Genomic DNA, 13,108 nt, shown 5'->3' on the forward strand with positions numbered 1-13,108 from the left:
GAGGTGACCCGCATGAGTCGCCTCGTACGGGCGAAGGGCCCGGTCCGCGGTTGTCGCGGACCGGGCCCTTCGGCGTTCCCCGCTGGTCAGGCGCTCGGCTTGTCCCGGCAGGAGCGCGCGTCGATGGACTCGTCACTCGGCTTGTAGTCGCTGATCCAGCCCGGTTCCCTGGCGGGGATGTCCGGCAGCGACGTCTCCATGTCCTTGATCCAGTCGCTGCTCTCGACATAGCGCTTCACGAACTCGCGCAGTTCGAGGCAGTCCTTGCGGTGCCCCTTCGGCAGGCCGATCCCGTAGTGCTGCGGGGCTCCGATGGTGACGCCTGGCACGACCCGCAGCCCGTCCTTCACGTGGTGGCGCGCGAAGCCGTAGAGGATCATCTGGTCGGTCGAGACCGCCTGCACCTGGCCGCGTTCGAGAGCCTCGATGCAGTCGGAGGCGTCGACGAGCGTCTGGGTCTGGATGCCCTCGCGTTCGAACTCCTGGAGGGCCGCGTCGGACGTGGTGCCCTCCCAGGAGCACACGGTCTTGCCCCTGAGGTCCTTCAGTTCGCGGACGGTCGACGCGGGCCCGACCAGGAATCCCTGCCGGGTGGTGGCGTACGGCCCCACGAAATCGACCTGCTTCATGCGCTCGGGCGTAATGGAAAACGCGGCGATCACCATGTCGACCTCGCCCTTCTCCAACGCCGGGATGCGCCCCTCGGAGGACACGTTCGACGGGGACGCGGACTTGATGCCCAGTCCTTCCCTGATCTGCTCGAACAGCAGCTGGTCGAGGCCTGAGCGGCGGTAGTTCTCCTCGTAGGAGATGCCGGGCAGGTCGTTGTGCATGCCGACGCTGATGCGCTCCTTGCCGAGGAACGTCTCGTCCTGGTCGTCCGAGCCGGAACTGACGGCGAGCGTCAGGCCGACCGCGACGATGGCGCAGAACGCCGCCACGGCCACGTACACACGGGTCTTCGAGCTCACTCCGTACCTCTCAGCCGTGCAGCACGGCGTCGTCGACGAACACGTTCATCCGGCAGCCGGCGTCGGTGTGGACCGTGACGGTGACGCGGATGCCGTCCCGGGCCCCTCCCAGCGGCAGTTCGACGGGCCGGCCCGACCGGACCTCGGTGACCGTGCTCGGGCCGCCGCCGAGACGGAGCCCGAGGCGGGTCTCCGGAGTGCAGGACTGCATGTCGGGGTCCGCGTCGTCGACCCTGAGGACAAGACGCAGGTGGGTACGGACCGGGCCGCCGTCCACGCCCACGACGAGCGTCTCCCCGTCACCCAGCGGGCGGGACGGCGCGACCGTCGTGAGCCCCGTGACGTCCACCTCCCCGTGGCCCCGCAGCTGTTCTACCCACACCGTCGCGCCGACGGCGAGGGCGACGGACAGCGCGGAGGCGACGGCCTGGACCGCGGCGTGCCCCCGTATGCCCGCGACGCGTACGAGCGCGATCAGCGCGGCGGCGCCGATCATCAGGTACGGCCACAGGAGCTGGCCGCCCGGCCCCTCGGGTGCCCGGAGCAGGGCGGCACCGCCGAGGCCGAGGACCACCGCGAACGGCGGCCAGTTCCACACCCGCCAGCTCCGGGCGTTGTCGAGGGTGCTCCGCAGGGCGTCGCCGACGACGAGGCTGACGACGAAGTTGCCGAGCACCTGACCGACCGCCGTGACCCAGGTGCCCTCACCACGCGCGCTGGGGCCGCCCTGAACCTCCGCGGCGCCCTCGCGGACGCCCTCACGGACGCCGTCGGCGGGTTTGGTCATCTGCCGCTCTGGGGGTCGGGTCCGAAGGTGATGTTGAGATCGCCCCGGACCTGCCCGACGGCCACGGCGTGCCGGCCGTTGGCCTCCACATGGGTGTCGCCGCCCGGCCGGAGCCCGGCGGCCTTCGCCATCCACTCCTTGAGGGCGGCGGCGCTCAGGTCGTCGCCCGCGAGCCAGTGGCCGACCGCCGCCTCCAGTGCTTCGCGCTCCGCCGGGGACAGCTGCGCTAGAGCCGCTCTCGGCCCGGTGGCGTCCTCCTCCTGCGGTGTGACGCCGTCGCCGTCGGCCCGGCGTCCCAGAGCGGCGTCCAGGAACGTACGACCGCCCTGGACGACGCTCTCGGCGAGCCGGTCCCGGGCCGTCACGAGCACGGCGGTCCCCATGGACGCGGCCGCGGCACTCAGATAGGGGGCCAGCTGACCGGCGGCCGTCATCAGTTCGGACATCTCACCCCTCCGTCTCGCGCCGCTCGGCGGCAACGGGACCGCACGGCTGAACAGGGCTGAACAAGCTTTCGGGAAAGGGGAGTTACCCGTGCCGTGCCAGGCGCACACCTTAGTCACGGGATCGGCGTGCGGGAGGACTACGACCGGTTTCGTAGGCTGTGAGGAGGAGAACGACCGGGTCCGCACGCAGGAGACAACCACCATGTACTTCACCGACCGCGGTATCGAGGAACTTGAGAAGCGGCGCGGCCAGGAGGAGGTCACTTTCGAGTGGCTCTCCGAGCAGCTGCGCACGTTCGTCGACCTCAATCCGGACTTCGAGGTGCCGGTGGAGCGGCTGGCGACCTGGCTGGCGCGCTTGGACGACGACGAGGACGAGGAGTAGGCCGCAGGGGCCGTCCAGATCACCGATACGGGTGTCTTGACTTCACGAATCCGCGATATATCGTGTCTATTGGGAGACGCGATATGACGTGTCGTGCCCCCATCCCTGCCGAGGAGGTCTGCACCATGTCCGAGTGGTCCGTCGCAGAGCCGAAAAAGCTCACGTTCGACGAACCGGTGACGGCCCTCCACGTGCGCATCGCCAGTGGCACGGTGAACGTCGTGGGGGTCGACGATGGTTCCGCCCGCCTCGAGGTGTCCGCGATAGAGGGACCACCCCTGATGGTGACCCAGGAGAACGGCACGCTCACGGTCGCGTACGAGGACCTGCCCTGGAAGGGCTTCCTCAAGTGGCTGGACCGCAAGGGCTGGCGCCGCAGCGCGGTGGTCTCCCTGGCCGTGCCGGCGAGCACGCGCGTCGAGGTGGGAGTGGTAAGCGCCACCGCCGTGGTCTCCGGCATCGACGGGCGCGCGATGGTCAGGGGCATCTCCGGCGACACCACGCTCGTGGGACTCTCCGGCCCGGTCCGCGCGGACACCGTCTCGGGGAACGTGGAGACCCAGGCCCTCACCGGCGACCTCCGGCTCAACTCCGTCTCCGGCGATCTGACCGTCATCGAGGGCTCCAGCCCTTCGGTACGGGTCGAGTCGGTCAGCGGCATGGTGATCGTCGACCTCGATCCGGCCGGCCGCCCCAGCGACATCAGCCTGACCAGCATCTCGGGGGAGATCGCCGTCCGGCTGCCGCATCCGGCCGACGCGGAGGTGGAGGTGGACTCGGCGAGCGGCGCCGTCTCCAGCGCCTTCGAGGATCTCCGGATCACCGGCCAGTGGGGCGCCAAGAAGATCACCGGGAGGCTCGGCGCGGGGAACGGCCGCCTGAGGGCGACCACCGTCTCCGGCTCGGTCGCGCTGCTGCGACGTCCTCCGGCGGAGGACGAACCATGGGACGAGGAAGCGGATTTCGAGAAGGGACCGGACGTCGGGGAGGATGTACCGGAGGGCGCGGTTCCTGACCCGTCCGAGTCGGGCGCCGGAGCCGCGGCGTCCACGTCCACGTCCGACGAGGGGCACAGCGCGGTCCCCGAGGACGTGGTGCCCGGCGGCGTCAGCGGCGCCGGAGCCCCCCGCCCCACGCAACACCCCGCTCCCGACGCCACGGGCGGATCACCCGACGGCCCGACCCACCAGAAGGGGCTCTGACATGGCTCCCGTCTTTGCCCATGGCCGCCTGCGGCTCTACCTGCTGAAGCTCCTCGACGAGGCACCGCGCCACGGCTATGAGGTGATCCGCCTCCTGGAGGAGCGCTTCCAGGGGCTGTACGCGCCGTCGGCCGGCACCGTCTACCCGCGGCTGGCCAAGCTGGAGGCCGAGGGCCTGGTCACCCACACCACCGAGGGCGGCCGGAAGGTGTACTCGATCACGGACGCGGGCCGTGCCGAGCTGGCCGACCGCAGCGGTGAACTGGCCGATCTGGAGCTGGAGATCCGCGAGTCCGTCGCCGAGCTCGCCGCGGAGATCCGTGCCGATGTGCGGGGCGCAGCGGGTGACCTGCGCCGTGAGATGCGGGCGGCGGCGAGCGAGGCGCGACGGGGCTCCGCGGGAGCCGGCCCCCGCGACCACGAGGAACACCCGGGCGGCCACGGGGACTTCACGGACCTCGGGGACAAGGAGGCGTGGCGCGTCGCCAAGGAGGAGATGCGCCGCGTCAAGCAGGAGTGGAAGGAACAGGCCCGGCGCGCCAAGGACGAGAGCCGCCGCGCCCGGGAGGAGGCCCAGCGCGCCCGCCACCAGGCCAAGGAGGCCCAGGAGCAGGTCCGGGTGCAGGCGCAGGAGGAGCTCCAGCGCATCGCCAAGCACGTCCAGGACCAGGTGCAGGACCACTTCACCCGAGGCGACTGGCCGACGGGTGTCCGGGAGGGCCTGACCGAACTCGCCAAGGAGTTCGGCGATTTCGGCAAGGACTTCGGCAAGGGGTTCGGGAAGGACTTCGGCTTCGGAGGCCGATCGGCGCCGGCCACCGGGACAGGGGCAGGGACAGAGGCCCGGGCAGAAGCAGGTGCGGAGGCAGGGGGGTCCGGCACGGAGAAGGCCGACTACACGGTCACTCCCGAGGACTTTCCCGCCGGGTACGAGCCCTCCTGGGCCCACGAGGATTCCACGGGTGATCCCGCCCGGGACCTCGACCGCCTGCTGGACCGCTTCCGCGACGACATCCGTGACGCGGCCCGCGACCACGGAGTGACGGAGGAACAGCTGCGTGACGCCCGCCGCCACTTGTCGTCGGCCGCGGCGCGTATAGGCGCCGCGCTGCGGACCCCGAAGGCCTGAGCGGCGGCCCGGCGGCCGTCCCGGCAGTCGGCCGTCCCGGCAGTCGAGGGAGCCTCCTATCGGCAGAGGCGGTTCTCGACGGCCGAGGCGGCCCGGCGGGGACCGCCTCGGCTCCTCGGATGTTCCGCCACCGGTCGCGCCGGACCGGAAGGCATTGCACCTCCAGGCGCCCCCAGGCACCTCCAGAGACCCTCGGGCGCCTCCAGGGAGTGCGGCCCGGCGACATGCCCCCATCGCCGACCCACCAGCGCCAGGGACGCGCCCGCCCCGCCGCAGGGCCCGCTCGCGCGGCCCCTCGCCCCCTCGGTCCCTCCCTCCCCCTCAGCCCGCCTTCGCCTCTCCCCCGCCGTACAGCACGCGCCGCAGCGACGCGTAGGTCACTCCGTGGTCGGCCAGCACCTCGGCGGGGACACCGGGTCGGGCGGTCAGGGCGAGGAGGAGATGCTCGTCGCCGATGTACCGGTCCTGCTGGGCAAGGGCGATGCGCAGGGACTCCGTGAGGAGATCCTTGGCGCCCTGGGCGAAGGGGCGGCGCCCGCCGAGGAAGCCGGACCACCATCCCTTGTTCCGCCCGCCGCCCCTGCTGTCCGGCGAGCTCTCCAGCGCGCCCTCCCCATGGGCCTCCTCGACGCGCGAGACGATCGCCGAGACGTCGATGCCGAGCCCCGAGAGCGCGTCGGTGTCGGCGCGGGAGAGCCCGCCGCGACGACGCGCCTCGGCCAGCGCCTGTTCGACGGACTCCCTGCGTTCCGTGAGCCCCAGAGACATCAGGGCGAACGACGCACGGCTGGCCTCTCGGTCCAGGAGGGCCAGCAGCAGGTGCTGTTCCTCGACCGTCTCCGCGTCCAGTCGCTCGGCGTGGCCGACCGCGCCGAGCACCACCGCGCGGGCGTCCTTGGTGAAGCGTTCGAACATCACTGCCTCCCGTACTTCTTGTGCACGGCCTGCCTGCTGACACCCAGTTCCGCGGCGATCTCCTGCCACGACCAGCCCTGATTGCGCGCGCTGCGCACCTGCACCGCTTCGAGCTGCTCCAGCAGCCTCCGCAACGCGGAGACGGCCCGCAGCCCGATCCGCGGATCGCGGTCGCCCGCGCGCTCGGCGAGATCCGTTGCTTCGGTCATGGTGTCAACTTAGATTGACACACCCGGGCGTGTCAACCTCGGTTGACATGCCCGGGTGTGCGAGGCGAGCCTGCGGCCCGGCCCGGCGAGGCGGCTCACCTCACCTGCCGGCGCCGCAAGACGGCCGGAACAGGGTCAAGGGGCGGTCAGGACGACCTTGCCGAAGAGCTCACCGGACTCCATCCGCTCGAAGCCCTCGCGGGCCCGGTCGAGCGGCAGCACCTCGTCGATGACGGGGCGGACGCCGGTGGCGGCGCAGAAGGACAGCAGGTCCTCGAGTTCGTCCTTCGTACCCATCGTGGAGCCGACGACCTTGAGTTCGAGGAAGAAGATGCGGGTCAGTTCGGCGTGCGAGGGGCGGTCGCCGCTCGTGGCACCGGAGATGACCAGGGTGCCGCCGGGCTTGAGGGACTTGACCGAGTGGGACCAGGTGGCGGCGCCGACCGTCTCGATGACCGCGTCCACGCGCTGCGGCAGCCGGGCCCCGGACTCGACAGCCTCGACGGCGCCCAGCTCCAGGGCCCGCTTGCGCTTGGCCTCGTCCCGGCTGGTCGCGAAGACCCGCAGCCCGGCGGCCTTCCCGAGCGCGATCGCGGCGGTGGCGACACCGCCTCCGGCCCCCTGGACGAGAACGGAGTCGCCGGGGCGCACTCCCGCGTTGGTGAAGAGCATGCGGTACGCCGTCAGCCAGGCGGTGGGCAGGCAGGCGGCCTCTTCGAAGGAGAGCTCCTTCGGCTTCGGCAGGACGTTCCAGGCGGGCACGGAGACCTGTTCGGCGAAGGTCCCCTGATACCGCTCGGTGAGGATGGAGCGCGGCTCCTTCGGGCCGACGCCGTGGCCGGTCTGCCCGATGACGGAGTGCAGGACGACCTCGTTGCCGTCCTCGTCGATCCCCGCGGCGTCACAGCCGAGGATCATCGGCAGCTTGTCCTCGGCGAGCCCCACCCCGCGCAACGACCAGAGGTCGTGATGGTTCAGGGAGGCGGCCTTGACGTTCACGGTCGTCCAGCCGGTCCGGGCGCCGGGGGCGGGCCGCTCCCCCAACTCAAGGCCGTTCAACGGCTGGTCACGGTCGATACGGGCAGCGTAGGCAGCGAACATGGTCCGACCCTAGGCGCCCCTCGCCCTCGCACGGAACCACGTCCCTCTGTGACACGCGTCCCCCTGGGCAGAAGCAGGTACCGCCGCCCCAGGGACGAAGGACAGGGGCGCGGCCCCGTCTTTCGGGGGCGCGGGGAACGGCGCGACCAGCCCCCGCCCACCCGCACCCGGCTCACCCACCCGGCCGAACCTCGAGGTAAAAGATCCCCACGCAGGAAAATTCGGGCCCCGCCCACCAGGACGGGACCCGAACCTCACGCACGCAACCGGCCGAACGGACCTACCGCCGGGCCACGCCCTCGGCGCGGGCCGCCGCGGCCACCGCCGAGGTCACCGCGGGAGCGACCCGCTCGTCGAACGGCGACGGAATCACGTAGTCCGCGGCGAGGTCGTCCCCGACGACCGCGGCCAGCGCCTCGGCCGCGGCGATCTTCATGCCCTCGGTGATCCGGGAGGCCCGCACCTGGAGCGCTCCCGCGAAGATCCCGGGGAACGCCAGCACGTTGTTGATCTGGTTCGGGTAGTCCGACCGCCCGGTGGCGACGACCGCCGCGTACTTGTGGGCGACGTCGGGGTGCACCTCGGGGTTCGGGTTCGCCATGGCGAACACGAACGCGCCCTCGGCCATGGAGGCCACGGCCGGCTCCGGCACCGTGCCGCCGGACACGCCGATGAAGACGTCGGCCCCGGCGAGCGCGGCCTCCAGCGAGCCGGACAGCCCCGCCTTGTTGGTCATGACGGCGAGCTCCCGCTTGACCGGGGTCAGATCGTCCCGGTCGACCGAGACGATGCCCTTGCGGTCCGCGACGGCGACGTCCCCGAGCCCCGCTTCCAGCAGGAACTTCGCGATGGCGACCCCGGCCGCGCCCGCGCCCGAGATCACGGCCCGCAGCTGGCCGAGCGTCCGCCCGGTCAGCCGCGCCGCGTTCCGCAGCGCCGCCAGCGTCACGACGGCCGTCCCGTGCTGGTCGTCATGGAAGACGGGGATGTCCAGCCGCTCCTGCAGCTTCCGCTCGATCTCGAAGCACCGGGGCGCCGAGATGTCCTCCAGGTTGACGCCCCCGAAGGACGGCGCGAGGCGCACGACGGTCTCGACGATCTCGTCCACACCCGTGCAGGCCAGCGCGATCGGCACGGCGTCCACCCCGCCGAACTGCTTGAACAGGATCGCCTTGCCCTCCATGACGGGGAGCGAGGCCTCGGGCCCGATGTCGCCGAGCCCGAGGACGGCGGTGCCGTCCGTCACGACGGCGACCACGGACGACTTCCACGTGTAGTCGTGGACGAGCTCCGGCTGCTCCGCGATGGCCGTGCAGACCTTCGCGACGCCGGGCGTGTACGCCAGGGACAGGTCGTCCTTGTCACGGACGGGCACGGTGGCCTGCACGGCCATCTTGCCGCCGCGGTGCAGCGCGAACGCCGGGTCGAAGGAATCGAGGGGCTCGGCCCCGCCTTCCTGATCCGTACTGCTGTCGCTGCGAGGATTGACGATCTCCGCTGCCACTTTGTTTTACCCCTTAAGTCTTAATGGTTGAGGGTTGCCGCTCCGGGTGAGGAGCGGGCGGGCACCGCGCATGTCCCTGATGACTGTTAAGTACGGGTACGTGCGCGACGGGCGCGCCGCACACGCGCCCTGAGCCCCGGATGAGGGGTGTAAGGAACCTTCTTACCGGACGGACCGCACCGCGGACGAGTCCATGGAGCGAAGGTCACACGCGGGCGGCCGAAGGTCACAGACCGGAGAAGCCCGGCTCGCATACCGGAGAGGCAAGGTCACATACCGGTGACGTGACACGTGACCGAATGCGTCGAACAGACACGCTTCGCGAACAAGTCACCGACAAGCACCGTGGTGCCGGAAGTGCCCAGAAGCGGTCGCCCGCAACGTGCGTTTCACCGAAGATCTTCCGGCTGTGGCGAAGGTTTTCCGCACAAGATCCGGTCATGGCGGACCGACTCGGTCCGGTTCGGGGGTCACCCGTTATCCGATTTTGACATGGCGAGTGCCCTGAAGGTCCGAGTCCGAATGGCAAGATGCCGTAATCACACGAGGTCGCGACACCCGAAGGTGTGTGTTCTCGTCGACCCATCGGCTACTGCCGACCCATCGGCAACTCACCCACCCGCCGGAGGAACCCACCATGACCGCAAGCTCCACCCGTCGTACGACCGCCGTGCAGTCCCGGATAGCCGCGGTCGGTGCGATCGCGGTCGCAGGCGCCCTGCTGCTCACCGGCTGCGGTGACCAGACCAAGGACAAGGACAGCGGCAGCTCGGACACCGCTGACTCCAGCGCGGCCCCGCTCGCCGACCAGCTGCCCAAGGCCATCCGCGACAAGGGCGTCATCAAGGTCGGCTCGGACATCGCGTACGCGCCGGTCGAGTTCAAGGACGACTCGGGCAAGACCGTCGGTATCGACCCCGACCTCGCCGACGCGATGGGCAAGCAGCTCGGCGTGAAGTTCGAGTTCGAGAACGGCACGTTCGACACCCTGCTCACCGGCCTGCGCTCCAAGCGGTACGACATCGCGATGTCGGCGATGACGGACACCAAGGACCGCCAGGAGGGCATCGACGCCGACACCGGCAAGAAGGTCGGCGAGGGTGTCGACTTCATCGACTACTTCACCGCGGGCGTCTCGATCTACACGAAGCAGGGCGACGACCAGGGCATCAAGACCTGGGACGACCTGTGCGGCAAGAAGGTCGTGGTGCAGCGCAACACCGTCTCCAACGACCTGGCCAAGGCCCAGGCCAAGAAGTGCCCGGCCGGCAAGAAGCTCTCCATCGAGGCCTTCGACAACGACCAGCAGGCCCAGACCCGGCTGCGTGCCGGCGGCGCCGACGCCGGTTCCTCGGACTTCCCGGTCGCGGCGTACGCGGCGAAGACCTCCGGCGGCGGCAAGGACTTCGAGGTCGTCGGCGAGCAGGTCGAGGCCGCCCCGTACGGCATCGCGATCGACAAGTCGAACACCGAGCTGCGGGACGCCCTGAAGGCCGCGCTCGACGCGATCATCAAGAACGGCGAGTACGACAAGATCATCGCGAAGTGGGGCGTCGACGCCGGCGCCGTCAAGGAAGCCACCCTCAACGGCGGCAAGTGACCGCGTTCCCAGCGGCACTGAAAGGCAACATCCGTGACTGTTGACATCGACAAGACGGCCGGCCCCGAGGACACTCCCCCGGCCGGACCGGAGGCCATCAAGGCCATCCCGGTCCGGCACTACGGGCGGTACGTCTCGGCCGTCATCGCGATCGCGCTCTTCGTATCGATCATCTACGCGTTCGCCCAGGGCAAGATCAACTGGGGTGCCGTACCGGACTACTTCCTCGACGACCGGATCCTCAAGGGCGTCGGCCAGACGATGCTCCTCACCGTCCTGTCGATGGTGATCGGTATCGCGGGCGGCATCCTCCTCGCGGTGATGCGCCTGTCGAAGAACCCGGTGACCTCGTCGATCGCCTGGTTCTACATCTGGTTCTTCCGGGGCACCCCGGTCCTGGTCCAGCTCGTCGTCTGGTTCAACCTGGGCCTGGTCTTCCAGTACATCAACCTCGGTCCGATCTACAAGGACTACTGGTCCAGCTTCATGACGCCGCTGCTCACGGCGCTGCTGGGGCTCGGCCTGAACGAGGCCGCGTACATGGCGGAGATCTGCCGCGCCGGCCTCCTGTCGGTCGACGAGGGCCAGACCGAGGCCTCGCACGCCCTGGGCATGAGCCACAGCAAGACCCTGCGGCGGATCGTGATCCCGCAGGCGATGCGCGTGATCGTGCCCCCCACGGGCAACGAGGTCATCAACATGCTGAAGACGACCTCGCTGGTGTCGGTGGTCCAGTTCGCCGAACTCTTCAGATACGCCCAGGACATCGGCCAGTCCTCGGGCGCACCGGTGGAGATGTACTTCCTGGCCGCCGCCTGGTACCTGGTCCTGACCTCGGTGCTCAGCGTCGGGCAGTACTACATCGAGCGGTACTACGCCCGCGGTTCGAGCCGCTCGCTCCCGGCCACGCCGTTCCAGAAGATCAAGGCGAACATGCTGTCACTGTCCAACCGCTCGGGGGGAGGGGCCAACGCATGAGCGCCGACGTGACCAAGAACGCGACCGCGGCAGGCTCCGGTACGCCCATGGTGAAGGCCGAAGGCGTCCACAAGTCGTTCGGCCCGGTCGAGGTCCTCAAGGGCATCGACCTCGAGGTGAAGCCCAGCGAGGTCTTCTGCCTCATCGGCCCGTCCGGCTCCGGCAAGTCGACGTTCCTGCGGTGCATCAACCACCTGGAGAAGGTCAACGCCGGGCGGCTGTACGTCGACGGGGAGCTGGTCGGCTACCGCCAGAAGGGCGACAAGCTGTACGAGCTCAAGGACAGCGAGGTCGCCCTGAAGCGGCGGGACATCGGCATGGTGTTCCAGCGCTTCAACCTGTTCCCACACATGACGGCGCTCGAGAACGTCATGGAGGCCCCTGTTCAGGTCAAGGGCGTCAGCAGGGCACAGGCGCGCGAGCGGGCGAACCAGTTGCTGGAACGGGTCGGCCTCGCCGACAAGGCCGGCAACTACCCGTCCCAGCTCTCGGGCGGCCAGCAGCAGCGGGTCGCCATCGCGCGGGCCCTCGCGATGGACCCGAAGCTGATGCTCTTCGACGAGCCCACCTCGGCGCTCGACCCGGAGCTCGTCGGTGACGTCCTCGACGTCATGCGCGACCTCGCCGAGTCCGGCATGACGATGGTCGTCGTGACCCACGAGATGGGCTTCGCCCGGGAGGTCGGCGACTCGCTGGTCTTCATGGACGAGGGAGTGGTGGTCGAGTCCGGTCACCCGCGGGACGTACTGACGAATCCGCGGCACGAGCGGACACAGTCGTTCCTGTCCAAGGTGCTCTAGCCTCCGGCGGTCGGGCGACTCTCGAAGGGGCGGTACGGATTCCTCGTACCGCCCCTTCGCGTGCCGCGACCGTGCGGACCTAGCCGGTCGTTTCGGTGCCGGTTCGGGCGGGTGCCGGTTCGGTCAGGTGCCGGTTCGGTCAGGTGTCTGCAGGCCGGTGGGGGCTGGTCGCGCAGTTCCCCGCGCCCCTGAGAAGCGGGGCTGGGCCCGGCTTTTCCGTGCCGGCTATTTGAGGGCCAGTACCAGGGCGTCCGACGGGGAGCGCCACACCTCGCGGGCCTCGGCGAAGCCCTTCTCGCGCAGCACGCGCGCGTGCCAGGCGGCGGACGGGGTGTCGCCTTCCGCGTGCTCCCCGTAGATCTCGAAGCGGCGGGCCGTGGGTTCGGCGAGGACGGGGTCCTGGGCGGCGAGCTGCCACCACTCGGACCAGTCGAGGACGCCGGCCGCCTTCGCCTCGTCCATCCGCGCGTGCCGCTGCGCGCGGTCCGCCGCGTTGAGCCGGGGGGTCGTCTCGTCGATCATGTGGTCCGCGTTCATGAACACCCCGCCGTCGCGGACGAGTCCGGCGACCTGGCCGTAGAGGACCGCGAGGGGCTCGCTGTGCAGCCAGTGGAGGGCGGTGGCCGTGAGGACGGCGTCGTACGAGTCGTGGGGCAGCCGGGAGGTCCAGTCGGGGTCCTTGAGGTCCGCCGTGACGAACGTGACCCGGTCGTCGCCCGCGAAGGTGCCCTCGGCGATGGTCAGGAGCGCCGGATCGAGATCGACACCGGTACTGACCGCCTTCGGGAACCTTTCGAAGAGCCTGGCCGTGATACTTCCCGTACCGCACGCGAGGTCGAGGACACGCGGCTCGGGGCCGACCAGTGCCCCGACCATGTCGAGCATGACCCGGAAGCGCTCCTCGCGGTCCGGGAGGTACCACTCCTGCTGCCGGTCCCAGCTCTGCTGCCACGCCTGCCAGTCCGACCCGGTGGTGGTCGTCATGAAAGCCCCTCTCCCGCCCAGCGTGTAATACCCTGGAAGCACAATTAGCCATTACGTGTCCGCAGCACGACCATAGAGCGCCCCCGTAAGGACTACA

Annotated in this window: 14 protein-coding genes; 6 read left to right on the forward strand and 8 right to left on the reverse strand. The window is 70.0% G+C overall.

Annotation, left to right across the window (positions count from 1 at the left end):
* Positions 1 to 86: 86 nt before the first annotated feature.
* The 3 genes from O1Q96_RS37860 to O1Q96_RS37870 are packed head-to-tail and all read right to left on the reverse strand — an operon-like array spanning position 87 to position 2,204.
* Complete coding sequence (locus O1Q96_RS37860) at positions 87 to 971, reverse strand: transporter substrate-binding domain-containing protein (protein WP_269252419.1); 885 nt, start codon at positions 969 to 971, stop codon at positions 87 to 89.
* 10 nt (positions 972 to 981) lie between these two features.
* Positions 982 to 1,758, reverse strand: a complete 777-nt coding sequence (locus O1Q96_RS37865; protein ID WP_269252420.1) for a hypothetical protein — start codon at positions 1,756 to 1,758, stop codon at positions 982 to 984.
* The gene (locus O1Q96_RS37870) at positions 1,755 to 2,204 is read right to left on the reverse strand and encodes a hypothetical protein (RefSeq protein WP_269252421.1); all 450 of its coding nucleotides are present in this window, start codon (positions 2,202 to 2,204) and stop codon (positions 1,755 to 1,757) included. The genes O1Q96_RS37865 and O1Q96_RS37870 overlap by 4 nt, the downstream gene beginning before the upstream one ends.
* A 202-nt stretch (positions 2,205 to 2,406) precedes the next feature.
* Between O1Q96_RS37870 and O1Q96_RS37875 the strand changes: the two genes are divergently transcribed.
* From O1Q96_RS37875 to O1Q96_RS37885, 3 genes are all read left to right on the forward strand, one after another.
* Complete coding sequence (locus O1Q96_RS37875) at positions 2,407 to 2,589, forward strand: DUF6104 family protein (protein ID WP_269252422.1); 183 nt, start codon at positions 2,407 to 2,409, stop codon at positions 2,587 to 2,589.
* 125 nt (positions 2,590 to 2,714) lie between these two features.
* Positions 2,715 to 3,791: a DUF4097 family beta strand repeat-containing protein gene (locus O1Q96_RS37880; RefSeq protein WP_269252423.1), complete on the forward strand. Its 1,077-nt coding sequence runs from the start codon at positions 2,715 to 2,717 to the stop codon at positions 3,789 to 3,791.
* Position 3,792: 1 nt separating this feature from the next.
* Entirely contained in the window at positions 3,793 to 4,920 is a 1,128-nt protein-coding gene (locus O1Q96_RS37885) for a PadR family transcriptional regulator (protein WP_269252424.1), read from the forward strand.
* A gap of 321 nt (positions 4,921 to 5,241) precedes the next feature.
* Here the strand turns inward: O1Q96_RS37885 and O1Q96_RS37890 are convergent, their stop codons facing one another.
* The 4 genes from O1Q96_RS37890 to O1Q96_RS37905 all read right to left on the reverse strand — a co-directional run bounded on the left by O1Q96_RS37890 (position 5,242) and on the right by O1Q96_RS37905 (position 8,649).
* Positions 5,242 to 5,835 (reverse strand): Clp protease N-terminal domain-containing protein, encoded by a 594-nt coding sequence (locus O1Q96_RS37890; RefSeq protein WP_269252425.1) that lies wholly within the window; start codon positions 5,833 to 5,835, stop codon positions 5,242 to 5,244.
* Positions 5,835 to 6,044: a helix-turn-helix domain-containing protein gene (locus O1Q96_RS37895; RefSeq protein WP_010984411.1), complete on the reverse strand. Its 210-nt coding sequence runs from the start codon at positions 6,042 to 6,044 to the stop codon at positions 5,835 to 5,837. Before O1Q96_RS37895 ends, O1Q96_RS37890 begins: the two co-directional genes overlap by 1 nt.
* Positions 6,045 to 6,179: 135 nt before the next feature.
* Positions 6,180 to 7,145 (reverse strand): zinc-binding dehydrogenase, encoded by a 966-nt coding sequence (locus O1Q96_RS37900; protein ID WP_269252426.1) that lies wholly within the window; start codon positions 7,143 to 7,145, stop codon positions 6,180 to 6,182.
* 280 nt (positions 7,146 to 7,425) lie between these two features.
* Complete coding sequence (locus O1Q96_RS37905) at positions 7,426 to 8,649, reverse strand: NAD(P)-dependent malic enzyme (protein WP_269252427.1); 1,224 nt, start codon at positions 8,647 to 8,649, stop codon at positions 7,426 to 7,428.
* 637 nt (positions 8,650 to 9,286) lie between these two features.
* On the opposite strand from O1Q96_RS37905, the gene O1Q96_RS37910 reads away from it, so the two are divergent.
* The 3 genes from O1Q96_RS37910 to O1Q96_RS37920 are packed head-to-tail and all read left to right on the forward strand — an operon-like array spanning position 9,287 to position 12,027.
* Positions 9,287 to 10,249, forward strand: a complete 963-nt coding sequence (locus O1Q96_RS37910; RefSeq protein WP_269252428.1) for an ABC transporter substrate-binding protein — start codon at positions 9,287 to 9,289, stop codon at positions 10,247 to 10,249.
* 33 nt (positions 10,250 to 10,282) lie between these two features.
* Positions 10,283 to 11,227, forward strand: coding sequence for an amino acid ABC transporter permease (locus tag O1Q96_RS37915; RefSeq protein ID WP_269252429.1), 945 nt, complete (start codon positions 10,283 to 10,285; stop codon positions 11,225 to 11,227).
* 47 nt (positions 11,228 to 11,274) lie between these two features.
* The gene (locus O1Q96_RS37920) at positions 11,275 to 12,027 is read left to right on the forward strand and encodes an amino acid ABC transporter ATP-binding protein (RefSeq protein WP_269253886.1); all 753 of its coding nucleotides are present in this window, start codon (positions 11,275 to 11,277) and stop codon (positions 12,025 to 12,027) included.
* 225 nt (positions 12,028 to 12,252) lie between these two features.
* On the opposite strand, the gene O1Q96_RS37925 is transcribed toward O1Q96_RS37920, so the two are convergent.
* Entirely contained in the window at positions 12,253 to 13,011 is a 759-nt protein-coding gene (locus O1Q96_RS37925) for a class I SAM-dependent methyltransferase (RefSeq protein WP_269252430.1), read from the reverse strand.
* Positions 13,012 to 13,108 lie beyond the last annotated feature (97 nt).

Source organism: Streptomyces aurantiacus (assembly GCF_027107535.1).
GTDB lineage: Bacteria > Actinomycetota > Actinomycetes > Streptomycetales > Streptomycetaceae > Streptomyces.

Bases quoted from the DNA above. Each gene is read 5' to 3' on its own strand.
- O1Q96_RS37865 (WP_269252420.1), bottom strand. From the start codon at position 1,758: ATGACCAAACCCGCCGACGGCGTCCGTGAGGGCGTCCGCGAGGGCGCC.
- O1Q96_RS37870 (WP_269252421.1), bottom strand. From the start codon at position 2,204: ATGTCCGAACTGATGACGGCCGCCGGTCAGCTGGCCCCCTATCTGAGT.
- O1Q96_RS37875 (WP_269252422.1), top strand. From the start codon at position 2,407: ATGTACTTCACCGACCGCGGTATCGAGGAACTTGAGAAGCGGCGCGGC.
- O1Q96_RS37880 (WP_269252423.1), top strand. From the start codon at position 2,715: ATGTCCGAGTGGTCCGTCGCAGAGCCGAAAAAGCTCACGTTCGACGAA.
- O1Q96_RS37885 (WP_269252424.1), top strand. From the start codon at position 3,793: ATGGCTCCCGTCTTTGCCCATGGCCGCCTGCGGCTCTACCTGCTGAAG.
- O1Q96_RS37890 (WP_269252425.1), bottom strand. From the start codon at position 5,835: ATGTTCGAACGCTTCACCAAGGACGCCCGCGCGGTGGTGCTCGGCGCG.
- O1Q96_RS37895 (WP_010984411.1), bottom strand. From the start codon at position 6,044: ATGACCGAAGCAACGGATCTCGCCGAGCGCGCGGGCGACCGCGATCCG.
- O1Q96_RS37900 (WP_269252426.1), bottom strand. From the start codon at position 7,145: ATGTTCGCTGCCTACGCTGCCCGTATCGACCGTGACCAGCCGTTGAAC.
- O1Q96_RS37910 (WP_269252428.1), top strand. From the start codon at position 9,287: ATGACCGCAAGCTCCACCCGTCGTACGACCGCCGTGCAGTCCCGGATA.
- O1Q96_RS37920 (WP_269253886.1), top strand. From the start codon at position 11,275: ATGGTGAAGGCCGAAGGCGTCCACAAGTCGTTCGGCCCGGTCGAGGTC.
- O1Q96_RS37925 (WP_269252430.1), bottom strand. From the start codon at position 13,011: ATGACGACCACCACCGGGTCGGACTGGCAGGCGTGGCAGCAGAGCTGG.